The organism is Candidatus Nitrotoga sp. M5, from assembly GCF_927904885.1.
Taxonomy (GTDB): Bacteria; Pseudomonadota; Gammaproteobacteria; order Burkholderiales; family Gallionellaceae; genus Nitrotoga.
On record NZ_CAKMNW010000015.1, the window covers coordinates 35,092 to 61,424 of the forward strand.

Consider the following 26,333-nt stretch of genomic DNA (forward strand, 5'->3'; position numbering starts at 1 on the left):
GTTATGTATATAGTTGATGTAGTTGAATATAATCGGCCACTAAGTCTGGTAGCAGGTAATGTATGTTTTTATTTTCGGCACAACGTTTACGAATATCAGTGGCGGAAATTTCCAGGTCAGGCATATCCACCACCAGGATCGCTCCGGCAGGCGATTCACGCAAAATGCGGGGCACTGGGACAAGGCGTGCCCTGTACTCATCGCGCAAAGCCTCGTTTGCCCCATTTATAATGTTGCCAAGTGGGTGCCCGGCACGCTGCATAACTACTATGTGTGCCAATTCGAACAAATCTTTCCATTCATGCCAAGAGTGTAACAGCAGGAAGGCATCGCCGCCCATCAACAAACACAACGGCTGTTGCATACCTAGCTCGGCACGCAGCGTAGTAAGTGTGTCTACCGTATAACATGGATCGGCGCGAAAAATTTCTCGATCATCCAACACGAATGCAGCGTTGCCTTGTAGTGCCAGACGGGCCATATCCAGACGCTGCACCGCACTAGCGCGTGGCGCAGTGCGGTGCGGTGGCGTACCGCTTGGAATAAAGTGTACTGCAGCCAGGCAGCATTGCTCCAGCGCTTCCTGTGCCAAGCGCAGATGACCGTTGTGGACAGGGTCGAACGTGCCGCCCAAGATACCGATGGGGGCTTGATTCACGGGTTATAGCACCAATCGGCGAACATCCGACAAGACTTTTCCAAGATAGCTTGTGAAACGCACCGCATCCGCACCATCGATTACGCGGTGATCATATGCCAGCGACAGTGGCAACATGAGCCGCGGTACAAACCCCCCCTCTTTGAATACTGGCTTTATGCTCGCCTTAGATACACCCAGAATAGCTACTTCTGGCGCATTAATTATAGGTGTAAACGCTGTTCCGCCGATGCCGCCCAGACTTGAAATAGTGAAACAGCCACCTTGCATAGCGGTTGCGGTGAGCTTTTTTTCCCGTGCCATTATGCTGATTTCGCCCAACTCCTTGGCCAATTGAACGATGCCTTTTTGGTCTACATCACGTAACACTGGCACCACCAGGCCATCCGACGTATCCACTGCCACGCCGATGTGACAATATTTTTTCAGGACCAAGTTTTCACCGCTAGAATCTAATGATGAATTGAAATTCGGATATTGTTGCATAGCTGTAACCACAGCCTTGAGCAAAAATGCAACCGGGGTGATTTTTATTCCCTGTTTTGAGTATTCTTCGCCAAGCTCCTTGCGAAAAACTTCCATCTCAGTGATGTCAGCCTCATCGTGTTGGGTAACATGTGGAATGGAGACCCAGTTGCGATGAAGATTGGCGCCAGAAAGCTTTTTGATGCGCGAGAGCGGTTTGATTTCGGTGACGCCAAACCTGGAAAAATCCACTGCCGGCATGGCTGCAACCTGTAAGCCAGCGCCACCCGTGCCGCTTTGAGGTTGTGCAAGTGCAGTTTTAACGAAGCTCTGCACATCATTTTTGGTAATGCGTCCTTTACTTCCACCCCCTTTTACTCGTGTGAGATCCACTCCCAATTCACGCGCAAAACGCCGAATGGACGGACTGGCATGCGCTTTGCCTGTATGGTTACTTGGCAAGTCAGTTGGCGCTGCAGGCGCTTCAATAGTTTTTGCGGCAGGTGCTTCAGCAGATTTTGTGGCAGGTGCTTCAGAAGGTTTTGCGACAGCTGAATTTTCTGCTTCTTTTAACGGAGCCGGTGTGGTGGTGGGGCTAACCTCAACAGACGTTTCCGTTGTACTGGTTTCCATCGATAAAATCAGTGTACCTTCAGATACTTTGTCGCCCACTTTAACGCTAACATTATTCACCACCCCATCAAATGGAGCGGGCACATCCATCGTAGCCTTGTCAGTTTCCAGGGTCAGCAAGGACTGCTCAGCTTTGACCGTATCTCCCACTTTTACCATTACTTCTATTACCGGCACATCTATGTAGTCACCGATGTCCGGCAAAAGCACTTGTTTGATTTCTGCCACGTTTGTCTCCTGCTCGCTCATACCGTAGTTGGGTTCGGCTTGTCGGGATTGATATTGTATAGTTTGATCGCCTTGCTGACTTCGCTCATAGCCATCGTGCCTTCGTCAGCCAGCGCTTTTAAAGCGGCGACTGCTATATAGTAACGATCAACCTCGAAGAAATGGCGTAGCTTCTTTCGCGTATCAGAGCGGCCAAAACCATCCGTACCCAACACCTTGTAATTGCCGGGCAAGAAGGCACGAATTTGGTCAGCGTAGCTTTTGATGTAATCAGTTGCGGCAATTACTGGTCCCTTGCGCTTACCCAAACATAGCTCGGCGTAGCTTATGCGTGGTTCTGATTCGGGATGCAGCATGTTCCAGCGCTCACAATCCAGTCCATCCCGACGTAATTCATTGAAACTGGTTACGCTCCAGATGTCAGGGACTACGCCAAAGTCTTTCACTAATAATTCAGCTGCTGCGATGACTTCGCGCAGAATAGTCCCGCTGCCCAGAAGTTGCACTGTGGGTGCCGTGGCGGATTGAGCTTTGCCTTCATTGAATAAATACATGCCCTTGAGAATGCCGGCCTCTATTCCCTCCGGCATTGCCGGATGCTTGTAATTCTCATTCATCACAGTAAGGTAAAAGAACACATCTTCTTGTTCCTGATACATGCGGCGCATGCCATCCTGAATAATCACTGCCAGTTCGTACGCAAAAGTTGGATCGTAGGACACACAATTTGGAATGGTCGCCGCCATCAGATGGCTGTGGCCGTCTTGATGTTGCAGACCTTCGCCATTCAATGTGGTGCGCCCGGCAGTGCCCCCCAGCAGAAAGCCGCGTGCACGCTGGTCGCCCGCCGCCCAGATCAAATCGCCGACACGCTGAAAGCCAAACATTGAATAGTAGATATAGAACGGTACCATCGCCACACCATGGTTGGCGTAGGCTGTGGATGCGGCAATCCAAGATGACATTGCTCCTGCCTCATTGATACCTTCCTGTAAAATCTGCCCGGCCTTGTCTTCCTTGTAAAACATCAACTGATCGGCATCCTGCGGTGTATACAACTGGCCAACTTGAGAAAAAATGCTGAGCTGGCGGAACAATCCTTCCATGCCGAAAGTGCGCGATTCGTCCGGCACGATAGGCACCACTAGCTTGCCAATATTTTTGTCTTTCACCAATATACCCAGCATGCGCACAAAAGCCATGGTGGTGGAAATTTCACGATCTTCGGTACCTTTCAGTAATACTTCAAAGGCATCCAATCCCGGTATCTGCAAAGGCTTTGCCACTACTTTGCGATCGGGTACCGTGCCCATGGCTTTACTACGCTCGTGCAGATAACGCATTTCCAAGCTATCATCGGATGGACGACAGAAAGGCAATTTGGTGAGCTGTTCATCGGTCACTGGAATATTGAAGCGATCACGGAATTTTCGCAATGCTTCTTCGCCCACTTTTTTTTGCTGGTGGGTGATGTTTTGCGCTTCGCCTGCTTCACCCATACCATAGCCCTTTATGGTCTTGGCCAGAATAACTGTGGGTTGTCCCTTATGGTTTACTGCGGCAGAATAAGCGGCAAAAACCTTATGCGGATCGTGTCCACCACGATCAAGATGCCAGATTTCATCGTCCGACATGTCGGCGACCAGTTCTAGTAATTCGGGGTATTTGCCAAAAAAATGCTGGCGCACATAAGCGCCATTTTTGGATTTGTATGTTTGGTATTCGCCGTCTAGCGCTTCTTCCATGCGCTTTAGCAATAGTCCTGTTTTGTCCTTCTCGAACAAACGATCCCATTGTCCGCCCCACACAAGCTTGATTACGTTCCAGCCCGCACCACGGAATACACCTTCCAACTCCTGAATGATCTTGCCGTTGCCACGCACAGGACCATCCAGTCGTTGCAGGTTACAGTTAATAACGAAAATCAGATTATCCAATTTTTCGCGCGCAGCCAATGAAATCGCCCCCAGTGATTCCGGCTCATCAGTTTCGCCATCACCGAGAAATGCCCATACTTTGCGTCCATCGGTACTGACAATGCTCCGATTCTCCAGATAGCGCATGAAACGTGCTTGGTAAATAGCCATCAGCGGACCCAAACCCATAGACACGGTAGGAAACTGCCAGAAATTGGGCATCAGCCATGGATGCGGGTAAGAGGGTATGCCGTCACCATTTACTTCTTGGCGAAAATTATACAATTGCTCCTCGCTGAGACGTCCCTCCAGAAAGGCTCGTGCGTATATACCGGGCGAAGCATGTCCCTGAAAATAAATCAGGTCACCGCCATGATCCTCTGTCTTGCCATGGAAAAAGTGGTTAAACCCTACATCATAAAGCGTGGCCGCCGAAGCAAAGGTAGCAATGTGACCACCCAGTTCAGATGACTCGCGATTGGCATTAATCACAATAACCATCGCGTTCCATCGCGTGAGGGCACGAATGCGATGCTCAAGTTCGTGATTGCCGGCCGAACGTTGCTCCTTGTCGAGCTGTATGGTGTTCAGGTAAGGTGTGATCGTTTTAATCGGCAGAGCGAAACCGGCCAGGTGTGCTTTTCGGATCAGCTGGCTGATCAGGTAATGCGCGCGTTCCGCGCTGTCATTCTCCAACACTGAGTCCAGAGCATCCAGCCACTCTTGTGTTTCCTGTGAATCGGAATCAGGTAAATCATCCATATATCTGCCCTCTATCACTCTTTATTGTTAGTTTGTACACGCACCAACTTGTATGTTTGGTGCGTGTACAAAAGCGTGTTATTTGCCTGGGTGTAGGTCAGTATCACACTTTAATTGTTTCGGTTTCCGTCACCACCCATTCTACTTTATGGTCGGTGGTTTCCTGCGGTATGCCTTCGACCAGCTGAATAGCGAATGCTCCAGCAACCAGCGCAGGGCAGTAGCTCGGGTTCACATTCTTAATTCGTGCCAACAGCTTGTCATAAAATCCACCGCCGTAACCTAGTCGCGCACCGTCTCGCCCGAATGCTATTCCAGGCAACAAGATAAAATCCACGTCTTGCAAAGAATTTATTTTGTCGCAGCGCTCAACCAGTGGTTCGAGTATGTTCCACTTGCCAGGTGCCAAATCATGCTGCAAGTTCGTCACTCGGTAAACATCCAATTCTTTCGTGGCGCAGTTCACTTTGGGCATCAGCACGCACTTACCATCGCGCAATGCTTGTTGCACCCATTTTTCGGTGGAAACTTCCGCGCCGAAGTTCATATATGCCAGCACAGTGTTGGCCGTGCGATAAGCATTCAGGTTAGCGATGCGCACCGAGATGGCATGGCTCAAGCGTGTCCGATCAGCTACGGTCAATTGTTCACGCGCGGCAATTATACGTTGTCTGAGAGACTGTTTCGCAACCTGAATTGCCATGGGCGAATTATCTTTGCTCATATATTCAAATACACGGTGTTTTTTAAAATATCAACAGACGTTTTACATTATTTGTTCAAGAGTTTTGCTGTGAATGCAGCAATTACCGCCGCATGCTGACTTGAATAATCCGTCCAGAAACTCGAACTGGATTTCTGGATGCCATCCCAAAAGGAGAAATATTTTTCTTCTTCGTTATATAAGCCATAACCGCAGAATATCAAACTGCTCAGAACAGCATCCATAACAATCGTTCCCGCATGAACTCACGAAAAATGGTTGCGGATTTTTAAGTAATGGCTAACTCAAATTCACTCGCACACTACGAACACTTATCTGTCAGCTTAAGAACTTCATGTATGCTGGATTCTCACTCTCATCCCAATAACGATAACCGAGATTATCCAAAAAAATTCGCAGCGGCTTCTTGTCATGATGCGGCACTTGCATACCGATCAGTACGCGGCCGTAATCCGCACCATGGTTGCGATAGTGGAACAAGCTAATGTTCCAGCTATGGTTCATGCTATTAAGAAAAGTCATCAGTGCGCCAGGGCGTTCCGGAAATTCGAAGCGAAACAGGATTTCATCCTGCAAGCCAGGTGCATGCCCCCCTACCAAATGGCGTACGTGAAGCTTGGCCATTTCGTTGTCAGTGAAATTCGACGCGGGTAGTTTGTGTTTCTCCAGCGTGGCAACGAGCTTGGTGGTTTCAGACTGATCTTTCACTTGCACGCCGACGAACACATGTGCCTCATTGGGATTCGCATAACGATAATTGAACTCAGTTATATTGCGCTGACCTAGCAAAGTACAAAATTTGCGAAAGCTGCCGGGGGTTTCCGGTATGCTCACTGCCAGAATAGCCTCGCGGTTTTCGCCGAGCTCTGCCCGCTCTGCAATGAAACGCAAACGGTCAAAATTCATGTTGGCACCGCTAGCAATTGCCACCAGCGTCTTTCCCTTTAATTTTTCGCGTTCTACATACAGCTTGGCACCAGCAATAGCCAGCGCTCCAGCAGGCTCAAGATTTGTGCGGGTATCTTCGAACACATCCTTAATCGCGGCACAGATGGCGTCTGTGTCTACCAGTATAATTTCGTCCACCAATTTGCGGCATAAACGGAGAGTCTCCTGCCCGACCTTTTTTACAGCCACGCCATCAGCAAACAAGCCAACATGCTCAAGCGTGACGCGCTTGCCAGCCTTAATCGAGCGGCTCATGGCATTGGACTCTAATGGTTGCACACCGATAACCTTGATTTCCGGGCGCACCGCTTTGACGTAAGCAGCAACGCCTGAAATTAGGCCGCCGCCGCCGATGGGCACAAAAACAGCATGAATAGGATGGCTATGCTGCCGCAGTATTTCCATACCGATAGTTCCCTGTCCGGCGATTACGTCGGAATCGTCATACGGATGGACGAAGGTAAGCTTGAGTTTTTTCTCCAATTCCAATGCATGCAAATAGGCATCAGAATAAGAGTCGCCATGCAATATTATTTTTGCACCTCGGCTGGCAACCGCATCCACCTTAATTTGCGGCGTGGTCACTGGCATGACAATGATGGCCTTGCAGCCCAGTTTCTGCGCCGACAACGCTACGCCCTGAGCGTGATTACCGGCTGAGGCAGCGATGACACCCCGCTTAAGCTGCGCCGACGACAATTTCGCCATCTTGTTATAGGCGCCGCGTAACTTGAACGAAAATACCGGCTGCATGTCTTCTCGTTTGAGCAGAATCTTATTGCCAATGCGAGTGGACAGCTTGGGCGCAACATCCAACGGGCTTTCAATAGCCACGTCATATACGCGGGCGGTGAGGATACGACTTAAATAACTTTCCATGAAGGCTCAATAAATTAGTTAATGATGCAAGATTAGCAGGAATTGTGTGCAACCAGAAAGGGTTTCCATATGGCTTGTTAGCAAAGTAATAATGTCCACTTACCTCCATATAGAAATGTCCACTGGTGATTAAACTTACTACCCATGGTTCTCAATGGCGGCATTTTCTACTTCATATTTCACTGAACTGTAACGATAAGTGGTTATTTTTGAATAGCTACGATGCTCAGTCAGCGCTATCGGCAAGCATGAAATGGAGCAAGATATGCGTATTCCGACGAATGGAGATGTGAAGAATGAATCATAACGAGCAGCTTCAAATATATAATCTATATAACGGATGACGAAATTGCGCGGCTGCACATTGTGTCTAACCAAGTAGTCATTTTAGTTGTTTACAACTTTTTTGGGGAATGCAACCTATATGCCAAACTCTTTCATGAGACCTATCCTGAAGAGGTCTCGATCGTTCTTTGATGTAAAAGTGGTAACTCGGCTGAAATTAACAAATCCCTTCCATTTGATGTCAATATATCGTTCTACCTGAAACGAAATCAGGCTATGCAATTGATGATTGTTCGTTCCCCGTTTATTCATCGCTACATAAGGTCCAATACCCGCGCTGGCAGCCCAATTTTTATCCAGGGGTTGTACGAACCATCCTTGGGCCGCTACACCATTGCGATGTACTCGAACTTCGTCGTCACCCTCCATAATCCCAGAAATTGAAGCTCCCCAATGGTTCCCATAGTATTTTTTAGCTTCTACAGAAAACCCCAGAGCGCCCTCTGATACGCCATGGTTGGTTTGAGAAATACCTGCAGTTATTCCAAGCCAAATCGGATTACTATAGGACTCTGACTGGATGCGTGCGGGCACCTTGTCAAAATATTTCCCGATTCCAACAAGTAAAGCAACTGAAGAATGCTTTTCTGGCATGGAAACATGGTTAAGTGCATACCGCATATGCAACCCTGGAGAAAATCTATTCAGATCCACCAAAGCTGCAACTGATAGCAGCGCGCCCAATTTTGCCTCATTGAGTTCAACGCCCTTGATGGTTGTGGTATTCATACTAAAGTAGGGGCCGAGACCCAATTCTAAATTTATCTTTTGGCTGACAGGCTTTCTGTAAACCATTTGAGCACCAAAGCCATCACGGTGATTATTATCAGGATGGCCTTCATTAAAATGAAATAAATCGAGTCGAAGTTTTGCATCATGTAGATTAAACTTTTCAGCAAGGAATGCCGGGACACTTATTTCTTTGCCGAACCGGAATTCAAAGGTACGTCCTTCCATATATCTGTCGCCAACTACGCCTTTGCCATACGCGAATCCATTTCCTATTGTTGCCGATGCATAAGCGTTATTATCGCTGTCAGTAGTTATTGAATGAGATGCGTCTTGCGGAAAACTTGATTTTATATCTTTATTTTCATGGTCTTGAGCCCAAGCTATTAAGGGTGCCATTAGCAAAACAAATAGAGAAATATATCGCATTTTAAAAAGTGGACTAATTTTGATTTAATGAAATTATTTATTTAAAGACAGATAATAGTAGGTCAAATTACTTGATTTATAATAATTTTACAAATCTTTTCTATTTTATTTTTCAATGCGATGCTCTTGCTTATATGTATTGATCAAGCAACTTGATTCGTGTATTTTTCATATGGTGAGTGGTGAGATGTTGGGCTTCATTGCATTCAGCGCAACCTATCGTGTTTGCCCCTTTATTTCAGAGTCTAACCACCTTTCTTTCATCAGCGCTTTAGATTTCGCAGGGTTAGACCTTCCTGGTGGCACAGCCTTGAGAGGCATATAAGAAAAACTCTCCGTGATAGCCGAGGAGCCGCAAGATGTACTCGCGAAGAATATCCTGTATGCGCTCGTATATACTCAATTGCATCGCATGAGATTTTCGAGAAAGGCCTGAGTGAATGATCTCATTACGCAATGTTACAATTTGCTTTAGCCCTCTACGCATACCTACGGACAGCAGCATTTCGGAAAGCAAGTCTTCAAATGAAAATTGGGCGCCTGGTTTGCCTGGCTTGCTCGGTGGCTTTCGATAGTAGCCTTTGATGTATGAAATGCCAGCCGTGCGTGCATAAGTGTCTTTCAAATTTTCCAATGTAATAAAGAGCAGTAAGAGTCGGATTTCAGTCGGTTGGCTTGGGCGCGTGGCCTGTAGCAAATAGTGAAAGACAACGGGCAACTTACGTTTTTTACTCAGTCTGAAATAGACTGGGTACGCTTGTTCAACAAAGTTCTTAATTTTTACAGGGTAGGCCAAGTTAAACGGCGGGCGGAAGGGGTTGGCGATTCCGGATACCGATTTGATATGCCCGGTTGTTTTGCACGTTGGAAAATGATGGCCATAACAAAGTACTTGTGATTCGGTGGCAAATGATAGCAGCCAACAAATTGCGTCGAGAGTAGCTAGCACATCTTCTGAATGGTTTGATTGAACGTCATCGACTTCTACGGTTGTCGTTTCGCAGAATGTTCCATGAAGATCTTCAGTTTTTCCATGTGCGACATCAGTACGTTGTCGAAAGCAAAACTTCCACTTGCCGCATTTAAAACGGACAACGTCACGTATCCAAGATCCGTCGGGGCGGTGTGTTACCTCGATGCCGCCTATAAGGCAGTTTGCTACGTATGCAGTAAGGGTAGGCAAATTGTGTAGGGGCAACGTAAAGGTAGACGCCAATAAAACAAAATTTTTTTATCGGGTTGGTTTATAAACATAGCAAAAATTCTAATTGCTGACATCTAAAAATGCAGATTTTCAAGCATCTGCTGCTCAAATTTTTGCTGCACATACATGAGCGCGAACTCTCAATTGCTCGAAGCATATGGCATTATGAACTAGCTAACCTCTGCAACAACTTCTCATGTATCCCGCCAAATCCGCCGTTACTCATGACCAGAATGTTATCACCGGGTCGAGCGGCGGTAACAATAGCGGATATCAATTCGTTCAGATTATCTTTTATGACAGCCCTTTCTCCCAGCGGAGCGAGTGCCGCACGTGCATCCCAGCCGAGGTTGAAGTCGTAGCAAAATATCCTGTCTGCATCCTTAAGACTGTCGGGCAGAGCGTTCTTCATTACGCCGAGTTTCATGGTATTGGAACGCGGCTCCAGTACTGCCAGGATGCGTGCACTGCCTGCTTCAGCGCGCAGCCCTGACACGGTGGTGGCAATCGCAGTGGGGTGATGCGCAAAGTCGTCATACACGGTGATACCGTTGACCACGCCTCTTACTTCCATACGACGTTTGACGTTTTTAAATTCGCTCAATGCAGCCAGTCCTAGCGTGACGGGCACACCGGCATGACGTGCGGCGGCAAGTGCGGCGAGTGCGTTCAAGCGGTTGTGTTCGCCCATTAATTCCCATTTCAGTTCGCCATTTGCTGAGCTATTAAAAGTAACGTGATTATCAGCGTCGATGTTCCAGCTGTCAGCACCGGCAAATAATTCCACAGGTGTCCAGCAGCCGTGATTGATAACGCGCTTCAATGAATCGGCTCGGCCGTTGCTGATAATCAGCCCGTTACCGGGCACCGTGCGCACCAGATGATGGAATTGTGTTTCGATGGAGGCGAGGTCAGCAAATATGTCAGCGTGGTCGAACTCCAGATTGTTGAGGATGACGGTACGCGGACGGTAATGAATGAACTTGGAGCGTTTGTCGAAAAACGCGGTGTCATATTCATCCGCTTCAATGACGAAGAAAGGCGTATCGGTTAAACGTGCAGAGAGTCCAAAATTCTGCGGCACACCGCCGATCAGGAATCCTGGATTCAAGCCGGCATATTCCAGTATCCATGCCAGCATAGAGCTGGTGGTGGTCTTGCCATGGGTGCCTGCAACTGCCAGCACCCACTTTCCCTGTAGCAGGTTTTGCGCCAGCCACTGTGGGCCGGAAATGTAGGGTAGGTTGCGATTGAGAATTTCTTCCATCAGCGGATTTCCGCGCGATACTACATTGCCGATAACAAAAATATCCGGTAGAAGGGTGATCTGTTCCGGGCCGAAGCCTTCAATCAGCTCTATGCCTTGTGCCTCAAGTTGTGTGCTCATCGGCGGATAAACGTTGGCGTCGCAGCCGGTTACGCGATGTCCTGCTTGTTTGGCCAGTACAGCTATGCCACCCATGAAGGTGCCACAAATACCAAGAATATGGATGTGCATGTTATGCCTTGAAAATAAGAATCTTCGCGTTCGTCAGGGATCGCGCGGTATAGCCGATGCGGTTGGCTGGTGCTTGGAGCAAGCTCTCGAATAGTGCTTTACTCCAGCTGCGCCAATGCAGTAATGTACTCGGCGAATGGATAATTCTTTGGAGGTGCCCATGCCGGGCAATAGTCGTGAACATGTTTGCAGCAATTAACTGTGGTGCGGTTAGCAACAGTGGTGTGCGATCAGAAAATTGAAGCCGCTACTTTCAGCATAGCAATGCATATTGCCATGCTGAACTTTTCAGGAAATAGCGCAATTCAAAAGTTTACGCGGATATTGTCAGGCCCCTTTATCGTTAAGCATCATAATTTAAAACGGGCGCTAACCAGCGTTCGGTTTCTTCAAGGCTTAACCCCTTGCGCTGTGCGTAGTCTTCTATCTGATCTTTGTCTACTTTTGCCGAGGCAAAATATTGCGATTGCGGATGAGAAAAATAAAAGCCGCTTACAGCAGCTGTCGGCAGCATGGCAAAACTTTCAGTGAGTGTAATACCAGCTTTGTTAGGTGCGTCCAGTAGTTCAAACAGGGCCTGTTTCTCAGTGTGATCGGGGCAAGCCGGGTAACCTGGGGCTGGGCGGATGCCGCGATATTTGTCATCGATTAAATCTTCAGTGCTGATCTGTTCATCAGCAGCATAGCCCCAGAACTCGCGTCGAACACGGGCATGCAGCATTTCGGCGAAGGCTTCGGCCAGACGGTCGGCCAAGGCTTTCAGCAGAATACTGTTGTAGTCATCATGCTTGTTCTCGTATTCCGCTACGCGCTCGTCAATACCGATGCCGGCAGTGACCGCAAACGCGCCGATATAATCAGACACGCCGCTTTCTTTGGGCGCAATAAAATCACCGAGGCTGAGGTTGGGCTTGTCTTTTGGCTTTACCATTTGCTGGCGCAGGTTGTGCCAAGTCATGGCTACTTGGCTGCGTGATTCATCAGTGTAAATTTCGATGTCGTCGCTATTTACACTGTTGGCCGGAAAAAGACCAAACACTGCGTTTGCACCTAACCACTTTTCATCTACGATGCGCTTGAGCATGGCCTGTGCATCGTCAAACAAATTACGTGCTGCTTCGCCAATCACTTCATCAGTGAGAATTTTCGGATAGCGCCCGGACAGCTCCCAAGTCTGGAAGAAGGGCGTCCAGTCGATGTAGGGGCTGATTTCTGCCAGTGAGTAATCGCTTAGCGCCTGCACACCAAGGAAATTGGGTTTGGGCGGTGTATAGCTGGCCCAGTCTGTTTTCAGACCATGCGCGCGTGCATCAGCCAGCTTGTAACGGGCACCTTGTGGTTTTTTGTTGGCATGCAGTTCACGCGTCTTGGCATAGTCGGTCTTTATGCCAGCCACATAGTCGTCACGTAACGTGCTGCTCAACAGGTTGTTGCACACACCCACCGCACGCGATGCATCCGTTACATAAACGGTGACGCCGCTGGTATAGTTAGGCTCGATTTTTACCGCTGTATGCATGCGAGAAGTGGTTGCGCCACCGATCAGCAACGGGATGGTGAATTCTTGGCGTTGCATTTCCTTGGCTACATACGCCATCTCTTCCAGTGAGGGCGTGATTAATCCAGACAGGCCAATAATGTCGACTTTGTGCTCGCGTGCTGTGTCCAAAATTTTCTGGCACGGCACCATCACGCCCATGTTGATAACTTCGAAATTGTTGCACTGCAGCACCACCGTGACGATGTTCTTACCGATGTCATGCACATCACCCTTGACTGTGGCGATGAGGATCTTGCCCTTGGGTTTATTGTTACCCGAACGTGCCTTCTCTGCTTCTATAAATGGCACCAAATGCGCTACTGCTTGCTTCATCACGCGTGCGGATTTCACCACTTGTGGCAAGAACATTTTGCCCGCGCCGAACAGGTCGCCAACGACGTTCATGCCGGTCATCAGCGCACCTTCGATCACCTCAACTGGGTAAGACGCCTGTAACCGAGCTTCCTCTGTGTCTTCAACGACATAGGTGTTAATGCCACGCACCAAAGCGTGGGTCAGGCGTTCCTGCACAGTGCCTTGTCGCCATGCCAGATCTTCCACTTGGGCCTTGGCGCCGCCGGTCACATTTTCGGCCACCGTTACCAGTCGCTCGCCTGCATCGGGACGTCGATTCAATACTACGTCTTCCACCGCGTCGCGCAAATCTTTTGGAATTTCATCGTACACACCGAGCTGACCGGCATTAACAATCCCCATGTTCATACCCGCTTGCACCGCATGATAGAGAAACACAGTGTGAATAGCTTCGCGTACCGCATCGTTACCACGGAATGAGAACGATACATTGGATACACCACCGCTAACTTTTGCGTAAGGCAGGTTTTGTCTGATCCAGCGCGTGGCTTCAATAAAATCCACCGCGTAGTTGTTGTGTTCCTCTATGCCGGTGGCAATGGCGAAAATATTCGGGTCGAAAATAATATCTTCCGGCGGGAAACCAACTTGATTCACCAGAATGTCATAGCTGCGTTTACAAATTTCCATCTTGCGCTGTTGAGTATCGGCCTGACCCTGTTCGTCAAATGCCATTACGACTGCCGCTGCACCATAGCGCCGCACCAGCTTGGCATATTTGATGAACTCGGCTTCGCCTTCTTTCATGCTGATCGAGTTGACGATGGCCTTGCCCTGTACGCATTTCAGACCAGCCTCGATTACCGACCATTTGGATGAATCAATCATAAGCGGTACGCGCGAAATATCTGGCTCTGATGAGATAAGGTTGAGGTACTTCGTCATGGCAAATTGCGAATCCAGCATCGCTTCGTCCATGTTGATGTCTACAACCTGTGCGCCATTATCTACTTGCTGTTGCGCCACGTTGACGGCTGTCGTGTAATCCTCGGCGAGGATGAGGCGTGCAAACATTTTCGAACCGGTAACGTTGGTGCGCTCACCGACGTTCACGAATAAGGAATCATCGCCGATGTTGAATGGCTCCAGACCGGATAGTCGACATTTTTTTTCAAGCTCTGGGATGCGGCGCGGCGGGATTCCTTTTAATGCCTCGGCAATTGCCTTGATGTGTGCCGGCGTGGTACCGCAACAGCCGCCCGCGATGTTGAGGAAGCCGCTAGTGGCAAACTCCTTAACTAGCTTGGCGGTATGTTCCGGCGATTCGTCATAGCCAGAATCAGACAGTGGATTAGGCAAGCCGGCATTGGGATGCGCACTCACATAAGTGGTGGCGGCACGCGACAATTCCTCGACGTAAGGGCGCATTAGTTCCGCTCCAAGCGCACAATTTAGTCCAATAGATAAAGGCTTGGTATGCGACAGCGAATTCCAGAATGCTTCAGTCGTTTGGCCCGACAAGGTGCGCCCGGAAGCGTCGGTGATGGTGCCGGAAATCATGATCGGAACGCGCACGTTATGAAGATCGAAATATTGCTCGATGGCGAACAATGCGGCCTTGGCGTTCAGCGTGTCGAAAATAGTCTCCACCATCAGTAGATCTGCTCCACCATCCAGCAGGCCGCGTATGGCTTCGGTATAGCCTTCCACCAGCTGATCGAAGTTGATGTTGCGGAAACCGGGGTCATTTACGTCCGGGGATATGGATGCTGTACGTGTAGTTGGTCCCAACACGCCCGCTACAAAGCGCGGCTTGTCGGGTATCCGTTTTTCGTATTCGTTGCACATATCACGTGCCAACTTTGCGCCAGCCACGTTTAACTCATATACCAGATGCTCCATCTGGTAATCTGCCATCGACACGGAGTTGGCGTTGAAGGTATTGGTCTCAAGGATGTCCGCTCCCGCTTCCAAGTATTCTGCATGGATGCTGCGAATGATCTGCGGTTGCGTCAGCGTCAGTAGGTCATTGTTGCCTTTGAGGTCGAGCGGGTGGTCGGCAAAACTCTGACGAGGCTCGGTATTACCGTCATGTGCGACTACGCCGCGATAATGCTCCTCGGTCAATTTGTATAGCTGAATCATCGTTCCCGTCGCACCGTCCAGTATAAGGATGCGTTGTTCCAGCAAGCGTTCAATAAGATGGGGGGTGGGGTTCATAGCGTCAGATATTTAAAAATGAAAGTGGATTTTAACATGCCTCATGCAAGACGAATCTCTTAACAGTCAATTATGTCGTTGTCTGCGCGATTGCAGGCAATGGAATAATTCATTTTGAGCTGGCTTTGGGTTGTTCACAATATTTGCAGTTTTTAGATTGGCGTGCCCATTCGATGTTGGCAGTCGCTTACTGGAGAGTCCGTTTTGGGAGGGACGCACACGGGGTTCGGTGGCAAAAGACGGCGCTTGCTGTTTTTTGTTTATCCAGAGCTGTGTCTTATGCAAACCTCTAGAAATCGCAATTTTGCGAGCAGTCATTTGGTGGCTTGTCTGCTTACCATGTTTAGTCACAATACGGCATTGCTCGAAAAATTATCGCTTGCCATATGAGCTATATGTAGCGCTCAAATTTTTTATTCTTGCTTTGTATCGCATGGCAGCCTGTCGGACTTAAAGGAAATTAGCTGCAAATTTAATTGAGCGGATTATATTTCCCCACTTTGTTTGCGCAATAGAACAACTATATATCCTGCGAAATCGTCAAAACCTATCCTCGTTCAGCTAAGCTTTTGCTGCGACTCACTAACCTCCCGACGCTTGCACGATACTTTTTTTGTTATTATGAATAGCATTCAACACATGCGTGCACTCCCGAGTAGTAGTAGATCGCTTAAGGCAATATCTCAGTTCAAATTATAAATCGACAAAAAAATTGGGTAAAACTTTGATCAATGAGTTTGCCGGTGGGCACATGACCCGCATCATTTCGCGGGCTGCGTTAAGGTTAATATCCAAACCTAAAGTTGAAAAATGGACACCCAGTAATTAGTCTGGAAAGGATCAAAAAGTGCATGCATAACGAACGAAAGTGCTGTGGCCGGATAAAAAATTGCCCTGATACGACTCTGGCGTCCACGTTGGTACCCGTTTTGAACTTCATGCCGTTACGTTGCAAGGTCTCTCCGACATCGGCAATCAATTGTTCACCCGCTTTCTTTGCTGAAAAACGACAGAGCTTGAATGGTACGGTAGCGACAGGCATGGCTTCGTATCCAAAACTGCTGTTTTAAGTCGGCCTGCTGTGTTTGTTATTTATAGTTGTTTAAAACGTTTAATAACAGTATGGTGCTTACTAAATCAGCGTTGCTTTAGCGCAATCAACTTGGCCCAAGTGACGAATGATCTTGTTGTGTTTCGAAATTGAACCCGCGTCAGAATCTCAGAATCATTGGGCGATGGCTAACTATTTTTACGATTTGCAGCGCGCCCAAAAGGAATGGCCACAATGACAATTTTTAAAGACAATTTGTCTCGATTGTCACTCCATTTCTGGTTGACGCTGGGAATGCTTGTTGTTTTAGCTGCAACCTTTGCTGTTTATGTTGAGGCAGAAAGAGAGGTCAGTCGCGTTAACGATTTGCGGCAGCATTCATTGCTGCTGTCTAATGAGTTGCGACAGTCATCTGATGACCTTACCCGTATGGTTCGCACTTATGTGGTGACCGGCACCCCCATCTACAAGCAGCGCTACCAGGAAATTCTCGATATTCGAAATGGCAGGAAGCCTCGTCCAATCGACTACCCAAACATCTACTGGGATATCGTGCAGGGAGACGGCCAGCGTTCGCAGCTGTCGGAGATAGCGGTTCCTTTGCTGGATTTGATGAGAGGGGTTGGTTTTACTGAAGCAGAATTCGCCAAGCTGGTGGAGGCAAAAAATAACTCGGATATGCTCACGCGCACTGAATTGGCCGCAATGGAGCTGATCGAGTCAACCAGTTCGCCGATTGAGGTAAATCGTGTCAAAGCAACGCTAATGCTGCATGATGCAACCTATCACCAAGCCAAAGCCAGTGTCATGCGGCCAATCAGTCAGTTTCAAAGAATGATGGATCAGCGTACGCTGGAAATTGTTCATGCCGCCAAAACTCATGCTTCAAAAATGTGTGTGGCCTACATAATGGTGGGTTTGCTGTTAGCGTTCCTGCTGTGGAAATTACAACGGAATTTGTACACGATTTTGGGTGGTTCAGTGAACGAGCTGCATACGCGTATCGCCCACCTTGGCAGTGGAAACTTTTCATCCGTAATCTCGGTCGCCAAAGGCATGGAGAACAGCGTGCTGGACTGGTTGTCGGAAACGCAGATGAATCTGGCTAGAATTGACACTCAGCGCAAAGAAGCCGAAGCAAAAAGTCAGCGCTTGACCAAGCTTTATGCCGCTTTGAGTAAGTGTAACCAGGCCATCGTGCGTTGCACTAGCGAGGCGGAGTTGTTGGAGCAAGTCTGCCGCGTTGTAGTGAATTTCGGCGGGATGGACATGGCATGGATAGGCGTTCTTGATGAGCATAGCAAACATATAACGCCGATTACATCCTTTGGCAGTGGCGTGGAATATCTGAGCGGGCTGCAAATTTCAGTGGAAGCCGATGGACTATACGGGCGTGGGGCGACTAGCTCGGCGTTCCGCGGAGATTTGCCGTTTTGGCGTCAAAATTTTCAACATGACCCCATCACGACCCCATGGCGTAAGCACAGTGCACAGTTTGGATGGGTGTCATCTGCCGCACTTCCCCTGCATCGGAATGATGAGGTTATTGGGGTTTTAACTCTCTATACCGATGTGGATAACGCATTTGACGAAAATGTGCGCAATTTGCTTGTGGGAATGGCGATGGACATAGACTATGCGCTGAAAAACTTTGAACATGAGGCGCAGCGCAAGCGGGCAGAAGAAGCATTGCGGGCAAGCGAACAGCGCTTACGGACCATCATTGAGACAGAGCCGGAATGCATAATGGTCGTAGGCAGCGACGGACGAATCATGGAAATGAACGCTATAGGCCTTGCCATGCTCGAGGCGGATTCTATAGAGGAGGTGCAACAGCATAATCTTGTAGACTTTATTCTTTCCGAATATCACGATTCTTTTCTCGCCATGCACAAGCGCGTGATGGGTGGAGAAAATTGTATTTTTGAGTTCGAAATAAAGGGGGGCAAAGGTAAACAGCACTGGCTCGAGACTCATGCCGCGCCACTCAGTGATGCGGACGGCAAAATTACGATGTTGCTTGGTATTACCCGAGACATTACAGCGCGCAAGGAAGCCGAGAACCGTATTCAATTTCTAGCGCATTTCGATGCGCTCACCGGGCTACCGAACCGCGCCCAACTAAACAAGCACGCTAAACATGTCATTAGTTTGGCGCAGCGGAGTCAAGTGCCGGTTACATTGATGTTCCTTGATCTCGACCACTTCAAGAACATTAACGATACTCTCGGCCACAGTGTAGGCGATGCTTTGCTGATCGAGCTAGCCAAACGACTGCGCTTGGTGCTTCGCGAGGAAGATATGGTGTCACGTCTTGGTGGGGATGAATTCATCTTTTTGTTGTACGGAGTCGATGCGCACGAGGCGTCCCATGTGGCGCAAAAACTGCTGGATGTTATCGCCGAACCGTGCAAAATAGTACAGTATGATCTGGATATAACTGCCTCAATCGGCATTGCAATTTATCCGAGTGATGGCGCAGATCTGGAGACTCTTTCCAAAAGTGCTGATTCAGCCATGTATCGAGCCAAGCACGAAGGTCGTCATGGTTACCGGTTCTTTACTGCGGAAATGCAAATTCGTTCGATGCGTCATCTGAACGTGGTCAATGCGCTACGCCAAGCGATTGAACGCGATCAACTTCAGATTTACTATCAGCCGCAGATATCCGCGCGTGACGGCCACATTATCGGGGTGGAAGCTTTGCTAAATTGGACACATCCAGTGTTAGGTTCAGTTTCGCCAGCGGAATTTATCCCCGTCGCCGAAGAAAGTGGGCTGATCCTGCCGATTGGGGTTTGGGTATTGAGGCATGCGGTGCGGCAGGCAAAATCATGGGTGCAGAATGGCCTTGCCCCAATGAGTATGGCAGTGAATCTTTCCGTAATTCAGTTTCGCCACCCCGACTTGCCTGATCTGATAACGCGCATCCTCGACGAAGAGGGCTTGCGGCCGGAATATCTGGAACTGGAGCTGACCGAGGGTGTGGCGATGCACGATCCGCAACAGGCAATTGCCGTAATGAACAAGCTGCACGAGCGTGGCGTGCGCATGTCGATTGATGACTTTGGTACCGGCTTTTCATCACTGAGCCACCTGAAGAAATTTAAGGTGTACAAACTCAAGATTGATCAGTCTTTCGTGCGCGATATCTGCACCGATCCGGAAGACAGGGCTATCGTTAGCGCTGTTATCAATATGGCAAAGAGCCTTGGGCTGAAAACTATCGCCGAAGGTGTGGAGACAGCGGGACAGTTAGCGTTCCTGCTGGAGCAGGGGTGTGATGAGTGGCAGGGATATTATTATTGCAAGCCATTGCCAGCCGACCAATTCGAGGAGTTTTCTCGATTGAATGCCTGATAGAGTCTCGTATAGGCTGCGCTCGAATTTTTTAACTCTTCCCTGATTTTGCATAGAAACTTGAATTTTTAGATGCGCCTTCAAATCTAGAATGCAATCGCAATTATCCAATAACGCGCGAATTTACCTAGTGCCATGAAAAATGCGGCCTGCCATGGATTAAGTCTTAGCCATCCGGCAGCAAGACACAGTGCATCACCAAGTAATGGCACCCAGGCTAGCAGCAATGCAGGTGTGCCATAGTGCTGTATTTTTTCCACATGTTTAAGCTTACGGGTTTGAGGTAGTAACCGACCCATACCGAATGACACCATACCACCTAGCGTATTGCCGAGAGCACTTAGCAAAAGTGCGGGCCAAAATAATTCCGGATACACTTTCAGCACACCAATCAGTACAACTTCGGAGCCACCAGGAAGCAAGGTGGCGGCGAGGAAGCTGCTTATGAAAAGCGATAGCAGACTGGTAGATTCAGTCATGCTCAGAAAGTCGGCGGGCTCTGTTAAAGCCACCTTTCTTGCTAAAAATTAATGACAGACTGATTAAAACTTGATTGCCGAAAAAATCTTTTTTGCCAGATTACCGGTTGCTTTAAGTGGGTTTGCGCGAATCACTTTTTCCTGTTCGGCCATCATTAAAAACAAGCCGTCCATTGCCTTGCGCGTAATGTAGTCATCCATCTTGGTATCACGTTCGTCTATCAAACCAAACTGCACGCCCTTTCCAGCGAATTGATCATAGGTTTCCGCGAGCTTTACTTTCTGCATTGAAGTTGCCACGATAGGTTTAAATTTTTCGGTCAACGCAGTTTCAGTGTTTTTGCGGAAATATTGCGTGGCGGCATCACTGTCACCTGTGAGTATGCTTTTGGCATCTTCTACGCTCATTTTATTGACAGCGCCGACTAGCAGATCTTTTGCCTCAGGCACCGCTGCTTCGGCGGCGCGATTTATAGAGGTAGTCAAGTCGTCGGAAAACTTTCCCATGCCAAATTTACGTAATAAGCCATCTGCTTTTTGCAGGCTTTCCGGCAGAGGAATGCGCACCTTGTCGTTGCCGAGGTAACCATTCTCTTTGGAAAGGTTGGCCACGGCAGTTTCTGCACCCTGAATAAGGGCTTGTTTCAAGCTGGAAACCTGATCATTGTTGCTAAAATCGGCCAAATTTGTTGCAGATTTTTCAGCCCCAGTTGTCGCTGGTGTGTTGCTAGGGGCGGCAGACTCTGAGTTTTCAGGGCTGGATTTGCCAAAATTGTCAAGCCCTTTGTTGATTAAGTCACCAAAGTCAATGGCGTGAGTATGGCTGGCAGCAAGCGTGATAAAGGCAAATAGAACGCTTTGGATTATATGTCGAGGCATCATGGTATTTCTCCTTTAATGAGGTGGTTTAAAATTTGGCATTAAACTGTTGTAAACTTTTTGGGAAACACTCAGATTGAGTATCGAGTATATTATTACCAATGTGGTAAAAGCGTGTTGGTGAGGATGCATAATTTTCCTGCATTGTAATACTGAATTAGTGTATGCATGTAATCATTACATTTCTGCCACATTTTTTGCAGAGCCACCAAATCAACTCGGAGTCAATATGAGCGAACCGCTATTGATCGCTAAGCATAACAAGCAAGAACTTTTTCTACTGCCGCAAATGGCCAACCGCCATGGACTGGTAGCAGGTGCGACAGGAACTGGCAAAACTGTTACCCTGCAAACACTTGCGGAATCCTTCAGTTCTATTGGTGTACCCGTATTTCTTTCTGATGTCAAGGGGGATTTGTCCGGTTTGAGCAAGGCCGGTGGCAACAATCAAAAAGTTGCCGAAAGAGTCGCGCAACTCGAACTGAAAAATTTTGTGCATCGCGCCTACCCTGTGACGTTCTGGGATGTATTCGGAACCAAGGGGCATCCGCTACGTGCCACTATTTCTGACATGGGGCCGGTGCTCATTGGGCGTATGTTAAATTTGAACGAAGTGCAGCTGGGCGTGCTGGCACTAGTGTTCAAAGTGGCTGATGACAGTGGGCTGTTATTACTTGACTTGAAGGATTTGCGCGCGCTATTGCAGAGTGTTGGTGACAATGCAGCAGACTTCACCACCGAATATGGCAACATCTCAACCGCCAGCATCGGTGCAATTCAACGCGGCCTGCTGCAAATTGAAATGCAAGGCGGTGAAAGTTTTTTTGGTGAGCCGATGCTCAATATTGCTGACCTGATGCAGACAGATGCTAACGGCCATGGCATGATTAACATTCTGGCCGCCGATAAATTAATGTCTTCGCCCAAAGTGTATTCCACTATGTTGCTGTGGTTACTTTCCGAGCTATTTGAGAATCTGCCAGAGGCGGGTGATCTTGCCAAGCCCAGACTGGTATTCTTCTTTGACGAAGCGCATTTGTTGTTCAACGATGCTCCTGAGGCACTACTCGATAAAATTGAACAGGTGGTACGACTGATTCGGTCTAAAGGCGTAGGTGTGTATTTTGTCACCCAAAACCCGGCAGATGTGCCGGACAAGGTGCTGGGTCAGCTCGGCAACCGCGTGCAGCACGCGCTACGTGCCTTTAGCCCACGCGACCAGAAGGCTGTGAAGGCAGCAGCTGAAACCATGCGTGACAATCCCGACCTGGACGAAAAAGTCGCTATTACTACGCTGGGCGTAGGCGAAGCACTCATTTCATGTCTGGACGAAAAAGGCCGCCCGAATATTGTTGAACGTGCACTGATTGTTCCGCCACAGGCTCAAATTGGCCCGATTAATGAAGCGGAACGAAAAACCGTTATTCAAAACTCGCTACTTGTTGGCCACTATGAAAAAGTAGTGGATCGCGAATCGGCTTACGAAAAAATCAAGAAACGCGCTAGCAATGAGCCCGCAGAAGGCACAACTGTACCGGCTGCTGCACCAGCTCAAGAAGGCAAGAGTAGCAGCGATGGATTCGGCGGGATATGGGGAAGTATATTTGGTGGCGGTACATCAAAAAGTCGTGAAGGTGTAGGTGAGGCGTTTGCCAAAAGTGCTGCTCGTGCTATTGGCTCAAGAATTGGGCGGCAAATTGTTCGTGGTGTACTTGGTTCGATTTTTGGCGGTAAACGATAAGTAAATTGTGTAGTAAGTTTCCTTCATTGTTGGCAAAAGCAATCGTTAATCTGATGGGCGTTTCTAGTTTTTTAGGGTGTCCTTATGTTTTGCGCGGCATGTATAGGTCAGTAATACTACCTTCGGCAATTTCCGCTGCAAAGCCGACAGTTTCCGACAGCGTGGGGTGCGGGTGGATAGTCAGGCCGATGTCTTCCATGTCCGCACCCATTTCTAGTGCAAGCACTGTTTCAGCGATCAATTCACCTGCGTTGCTGCCCACGATGCCTGCACCGAGAATACGTTTTGTTTGCGGGTCATACAGCAGCTTGGTAAGCCCTTCTCCACGTCCCATCGACAATGCACGGCCACTCGCTGCCCACGGGAAAGCGGCCTTCTCATAGGTGATGTCCTGTGCTTTGGCCTGCGTTTCGGTCAGACCCATCCAGGAAATTTCTGGATCGGTATAAGCCACAGACGGAATAGTGAGCGCGTCGAAGCTGGCTTTATGCCCGGCAATAACTTCCGCAGCCACTTTGCCTTCATGTGTTGCTTTGTGTGCCAGCATGGGATCGCCAACTATGTCGCCGATAGCATAGATATGCGGCACATTGCTGCGTTGTTGCTTATCTACTGGGATAAAGCCTCGCTCATTGACTACGACACCTGCTGCTTCTGCGTTAATTTCGTGTCCGTTTGGACGACGTCCCACGGCGAGCAGCACACGGTCATATAGTTGTGACTGTGGTGCATTGTCACCTTCAAAGGTGATATTCAACCCTTCCGCCCTTGCCTCAATTTTGGTGACCTTGGTCTTCAAGTAAATTGCTTCGTAACGTTTTTCGATGCGCTTATGCAATGGGCGCACAAGATCGCGGTCAGCACCAGGAATCAGCCCATCGGCCAACTCGACCACAGAGATTTTGGATCCTAGCGCGTCATAGACCGTGCCCATCTCCAAGCCGATGATGCCTCCGCCAATAATCAACATACGCTCAGGAATATCCTGCAACAGCAATGCACCGGTGGAATCTATTAAACGAGGATCATCGTACGGAAAGCCAGAAATGCGCGTCACGCTGGAGCCCGCTGCGATAATGGCATTATCAAACGTGATGGTTTTGCTGCCGTCGGTGGTTTCCACTGTGATGCTGTTAGGCGAGCTGAATTTCGCCGCACCGTAAACTACTTGTACTTTTCGCTGCCTGGATAATGCGGCTAAGCCGCCGGTTAGCTTGGCGACAATTCTTTCCTTCCAGCTGCGAATTTTATTAATATCAATTGTGGGTTTACCAAAAGTGACACCGTGTTGCGAAATTTCATCTGCTTCAGTGATAGTTTTGGCGACATGCAGCAGCGCCTTCGACGGAATGCAACCTACATTAAGGCAAACTCCACCAAGTTTGGAGTCGCGCTCAATTAGTATGACCTGTTTGCCCAGATCCGCAGCGCGGAAAGCTGCGGTATAGCCACCGGGACCGGCACCCAAGACAACTATTTCAGCGTGAAGGTCGCCTTTCCCAAATGCAGGAGAAGCTGGGATAGGAGATTCAGGCGTTGAAGGTGAAGTAGATATACCTGGTGGCACAGATGTCGTTACCTCTACCTCCTCTCTTTCTGTGTCAGGCGAGGAAGTTGGCGCTTCTTCTGACATGGGAGGGGAGGAATCAACTGAAGTGGATTGAGCAGGCGAAGAGATTGGCTCTTCCCCTTCCATTGCCGACTCTGTTTCCAATATTAAAATCAATTCGCCTTGGTTGACCTTGTCACCAATCTTGATCTTTAATTCCTTTACAATCCCTGCAGCGGGGGAAGGTATATCCACCGTCGCTTTGTCGGTTTCCAAAGTAATCAGTGATTGTTCAGCTGTCACGGTTTCGCCAATGTTTACCATTACCTCGATAATAGCTACATCCTTAAAGTCACCAATATCCGGCACGTTAACTGCGAGGGTTTGTTTCATAATTTTCTTTCGCGTTCATTTCAGGCAAGTGAATTTTCACTTAATCTTTTGGTGAGAAATGTATCTGCTAACTTCTTATCTGTCCGCTGCCCATCACAACAAACTTCTGTGAGGTTAATCCTTCTAACCCTACCGGGCCGCGCGCGTGAATTTTGTCAGTGGAGATGCCGATTTCTGCGCCTAACCCATATTCAAAGCCGTCGGCAAAGCGAGTTGAAGCGTTCACCATCACCGAACTTGAATCTACTTCGCGTAAAAAACGCATCGCCTTGGTGTAATTTTCAGTCACGATGCTGTCGGTGTGCTGTGATCCGTAGTTGTTTATATGGGCAATAGCATCATCCAGTCCGGCCACTACTCGAACGCTCAAAATAGGCGCAAGATATTCAGTGCGCCAATCTTCTTCTGTCGCAATTGCCATTTGAGCAACTAATTTACAAGCGGCCTCGTCACCACGCAGCTCAACACCCTTGCCTATATATGTTTTACATAATTGAGGCAGCACTTGTGCTGCTACACTGGCTGCCACCAATAATGTTTCCATGGCATTGCACACCCCATAACGCTGAGTTTTTGAGTTGTCGGCGATACGGAAGGCTTTATCTAAATCAGCCTCGTCGTCGATATATACATGACAGACGCCGTCCAAATGTTTTATAACCGGCACACGAGCGTCTTTCGAGATGCGTGCAATTAGGCTTTTCCCACCACGCGGCACGATCACGTCCACATATTCCTGCATGGTAATGAGTTCGCCTACTGCTGCGCGGTCAGTGGTGTTGATCACCTGCACCACATTCTCTGGCAAGCCAGCTTCACGCAGCCCTTGCTGTACGCATGCCGCAATTGCCTGGTTGGAATGAATCGCCTCGGAGCCACCGCGTAAAATGGCAGCATTGCCAGATTTCAAACACAGCCCTGCGGCATCAGCTGTCACATTAGGGCGCGATTCATAAATGATGCCGATGACGCCAAGCGGCACGCGCATTTTACCGACCTGGATGCCGGAAGGACGATATTTCAAGTCGCTAATCTCGCCAATGAGATCAGGCAAGGCAGCTATCTGTAATAGACCTTCCGCCATACTGAGAACGGTTTTTTCAGTTAGGGTGAGACGGTCGATGGAGGCCGCATCTAGCCCGTTTACATGTGCAGCAGCGGTATCCTTGGCGTTCGCCGTAACAAGTTGTGCGGTGCTACTCAAGATAGCAGCAGCAATTTTTTCAAGAGCACAATTTTTTGCCGCAGTACCAGTTTGCGCCATAATGCGTGACGCGGCGCGTGCCTCATGCCCAACCTGTTGCATGTATGTTTTTATGTCATCCATTTCTACCTCGTCATTCAAGCGGAGTTCGTATACGAACAAAGCGCAGCGATACTCATCATTA

General features: G+C 48.6%; 18 protein-coding genes. 2 read left to right on the top strand and 16 right to left on the bottom strand.

The genetic code is table 11. From position 1 onward, the window contains the following. Nucleotide 1: 1 nt before the first annotated feature. From nadD to MJ770_RS05110, 12 genes are all read right to left on the bottom strand, one after another. Nucleotides 2–658, bottom strand: a complete 657-nt coding sequence (nadD, locus tag MJ770_RS05060) for a nicotinate-nucleotide adenylyltransferase (RefSeq protein WP_239250516.1) — start codon at nucleotides 656–658, stop codon at nucleotides 2–4. A gap of 3 nt (nucleotides 659–661) precedes the next feature. Continuing rightward, the gene (gene aceF / locus MJ770_RS05065; protein WP_239250517.1) at nucleotides 662–1,984 is read right to left on the bottom strand and encodes a dihydrolipoyllysine-residue acetyltransferase; all 1,323 of its coding nucleotides are present in this window, start codon (nucleotides 1,982–1,984) and stop codon (nucleotides 662–664) included. 17 nt (nucleotides 1,985–2,001) lie between these two features. Continuing rightward, complete coding sequence (gene aceE / locus MJ770_RS05070) at nucleotides 2,002–4,662, bottom strand: pyruvate dehydrogenase (acetyl-transferring), homodimeric type (protein WP_239250518.1); 2,661 nt, start codon at nucleotides 4,660–4,662, stop codon at nucleotides 2,002–2,004. Nucleotides 4,663–4,765: 103 nt separating this feature from the next. Beyond that, nucleotides 4,766–5,365, bottom strand: coding sequence for a 5-formyltetrahydrofolate cyclo-ligase (locus MJ770_RS05075; protein WP_239250519.1), 600 nt, complete (start codon nucleotides 5,363–5,365; stop codon nucleotides 4,766–4,768). A gap of 68 nt (nucleotides 5,366–5,433) precedes the next feature. Further along, nucleotides 5,434–5,610, bottom strand: coding sequence for a hypothetical protein (locus tag MJ770_RS05080; protein ID WP_239250520.1), 177 nt, complete (start codon nucleotides 5,608–5,610; stop codon nucleotides 5,434–5,436). Nucleotides 5,611–5,704: 94 nt separating this feature from the next. Then, nucleotides 5,705–7,213 (bottom strand): threonine ammonia-lyase, biosynthetic, encoded by a 1,509-nt coding sequence (ilvA, locus tag MJ770_RS05085; RefSeq protein ID WP_239250521.1) that lies wholly within the window; start codon nucleotides 7,211–7,213, stop codon nucleotides 5,705–5,707. 420 nt (nucleotides 7,214–7,633) lie between these two features. Beyond that, complete coding sequence (locus MJ770_RS05090) at nucleotides 7,634–8,686, bottom strand: hypothetical protein (RefSeq protein WP_239250522.1); 1,053 nt, start codon at nucleotides 8,684–8,686, stop codon at nucleotides 7,634–7,636. Between the two features lie 316 nt (nucleotides 8,687–9,002). Next, nucleotides 9,003–9,914 carry a hypothetical protein gene (locus tag MJ770_RS05095; RefSeq protein WP_239250523.1) on the bottom strand — a complete coding sequence of 304 codons (912 nt, stop codon included), beginning with the start codon at nucleotides 9,912–9,914 and terminating at the stop codon, nucleotides 9,003–9,005. Nucleotides 9,915–10,083: 169 nt separating this feature from the next. Further along, entirely contained in the window at nucleotides 10,084–11,418 is a 1,335-nt protein-coding gene (gene mpl / locus MJ770_RS05100) for a UDP-N-acetylmuramate:L-alanyl-gamma-D-glutamyl-meso-diaminopimelate ligase (protein ID WP_239250524.1), read from the bottom strand. A gap of 1 nt (nucleotide 11,419) precedes the next feature. After that, nucleotides 11,420–11,602, bottom strand: a complete 183-nt coding sequence (locus MJ770_RS15585) for a DMT family protein (RefSeq protein ID WP_445083127.1) — start codon at nucleotides 11,600–11,602, stop codon at nucleotides 11,420–11,422. A gap of 159 nt (nucleotides 11,603–11,761) precedes the next feature. Further along, nucleotides 11,762–15,493, bottom strand: a complete 3,732-nt coding sequence (gene metH / locus MJ770_RS05105; protein ID WP_239250525.1) for a methionine synthase — start codon at nucleotides 15,491–15,493, stop codon at nucleotides 11,762–11,764. A gap of 784 nt (nucleotides 15,494–16,277) precedes the next feature. Then, nucleotides 16,278–16,535, bottom strand: coding sequence for a hypothetical protein (locus MJ770_RS05110; protein ID WP_239250526.1), 258 nt, complete (start codon nucleotides 16,533–16,535; stop codon nucleotides 16,278–16,280). A 243-nt stretch (nucleotides 16,536–16,778) separates the two neighbouring features. On the opposite strand from MJ770_RS05110, the gene MJ770_RS05115 reads away from it, so the two are divergent. Further along, complete coding sequence (locus MJ770_RS05115; RefSeq protein ID WP_239250527.1) at nucleotides 16,779–19,904, top strand: EAL domain-containing protein; 3,126 nt, start codon at nucleotides 16,779–16,781, stop codon at nucleotides 19,902–19,904. A gap of 86 nt (nucleotides 19,905–19,990) precedes the next feature. On the opposite strand, the gene MJ770_RS05120 is transcribed toward MJ770_RS05115, so the two are convergent. Both MJ770_RS05120 and MJ770_RS05125 read right to left on the bottom strand, forming a co-directional pair. Then, nucleotides 19,991–20,383 carry a YqaA family protein gene (locus MJ770_RS05120; protein ID WP_239250528.1) on the bottom strand — a complete coding sequence of 131 codons (393 nt, stop codon included), beginning with the start codon at nucleotides 20,381–20,383 and terminating at the stop codon, nucleotides 19,991–19,993. A gap of 63 nt (nucleotides 20,384–20,446) precedes the next feature. Further along, nucleotides 20,447–21,265, bottom strand: coding sequence for a DUF4197 domain-containing protein (locus tag MJ770_RS05125; protein WP_320412214.1), 819 nt, complete (start codon nucleotides 21,263–21,265; stop codon nucleotides 20,447–20,449). 226 nt (nucleotides 21,266–21,491) lie between these two features. On the opposite strand from MJ770_RS05125, the gene MJ770_RS05130 reads away from it, so the two are divergent. After that, a complete protein-coding gene (locus MJ770_RS05130) occupies nucleotides 21,492–23,003 on the top strand; it encodes a helicase HerA-like domain-containing protein (protein WP_239250529.1) in 1,512 nt (503 codons plus the stop codon). 82 nt (nucleotides 23,004–23,085) lie between these two features. Here the strand turns inward: MJ770_RS05130 and lpdA are convergent, their stop codons facing one another. Together lpdA and MJ770_RS05140 are read right to left on the bottom strand one after the other, a co-directional pair. Further along, entirely contained in the window at nucleotides 23,086–24,945 is a 1,860-nt protein-coding gene (gene lpdA, locus MJ770_RS05135; protein WP_239250530.1) for a dihydrolipoyl dehydrogenase, read from the bottom strand. Nucleotides 24,946–25,012: 67 nt separating this feature from the next. Then, nucleotides 25,013–26,272 carry a glutamate-5-semialdehyde dehydrogenase gene (locus tag MJ770_RS05140; RefSeq protein ID WP_239250531.1) on the bottom strand — a complete coding sequence of 420 codons (1,260 nt, stop codon included), beginning with the start codon at nucleotides 26,270–26,272 and terminating at the stop codon, nucleotides 25,013–25,015. Nucleotides 26,273–26,333: the final 61 nt, after the last annotated feature.

Coding starts and splice junctions, on each gene's coding strand:
- aceE (WP_239250518.1), bottom strand. CDS start 4,662: ATGGATGATTTACCTGATTCCGATTCACAGGAAACACAAGAGTGGCTG.
- MJ770_RS05075 (WP_239250519.1), bottom strand. CDS start 5,365: ATGGCAATTCAGGTTGCGAAACAGTCTCTCAGACAACGTATAATTGCC.
- MJ770_RS05080 (WP_239250520.1), bottom strand. CDS start 5,610: ATGGATGCTGTTCTGAGCAGTTTGATATTCTGCGGTTATGGCTTATAT.
- ilvA (WP_239250521.1), bottom strand. CDS start 7,213: ATGGAAAGTTATTTAAGTCGTATCCTCACCGCCCGCGTATATGACGTG.
- MJ770_RS05090 (WP_239250522.1), bottom strand. CDS start 8,686: ATGGCACCCTTAATAGCTTGGGCTCAAGACCATGAAAATAAAGATATA.
- mpl (WP_239250524.1), bottom strand. CDS start 11,418: ATGCACATCCATATTCTTGGTATTTGTGGCACCTTCATGGGTGGCATA.
- MJ770_RS15585 (WP_445083127.1), bottom strand. CDS start 11,602: ATGTTCACGACTATTGCCCGGCATGGGCACCTCCAAAGAATTATCCAT.
- metH (WP_239250525.1), bottom strand. CDS start 15,493: ATGAACCCCACCCCCCATCTTATTGAACGCTTGCTGGAACAACGCATC.
- MJ770_RS05110 (WP_239250526.1), bottom strand. CDS start 16,535: ATGCCTGTCGCTACCGTACCATTCAAGCTCTGTCGTTTTTCAGCAAAG.
- MJ770_RS05115 (WP_239250527.1), top strand. CDS start 16,779: ATGACAATTTTTAAAGACAATTTGTCTCGATTGTCACTCCATTTCTGG.
- MJ770_RS05120 (WP_239250528.1), bottom strand. CDS start 20,383: ATGACTGAATCTACCAGTCTGCTATCGCTTTTCATAAGCAGCTTCCTC.
- MJ770_RS05125 (WP_320412214.1), bottom strand. CDS start 21,265: ATGATGCCTCGACATATAATCCAAAGCGTTCTATTTGCCTTTATCACG.
- MJ770_RS05130 (WP_239250529.1), top strand. CDS start 21,492: ATGAGCGAACCGCTATTGATCGCTAAGCATAACAAGCAAGAACTTTTT.
- lpdA (WP_239250530.1), bottom strand. CDS start 24,945: ATGAAACAAACCCTCGCAGTTAACGTGCCGGATATTGGTGACTTTAAG.
- MJ770_RS05140 (WP_239250531.1), bottom strand. CDS start 26,272: ATGGATGACATAAAAACATACATGCAACAGGTTGGGCATGAGGCACGC.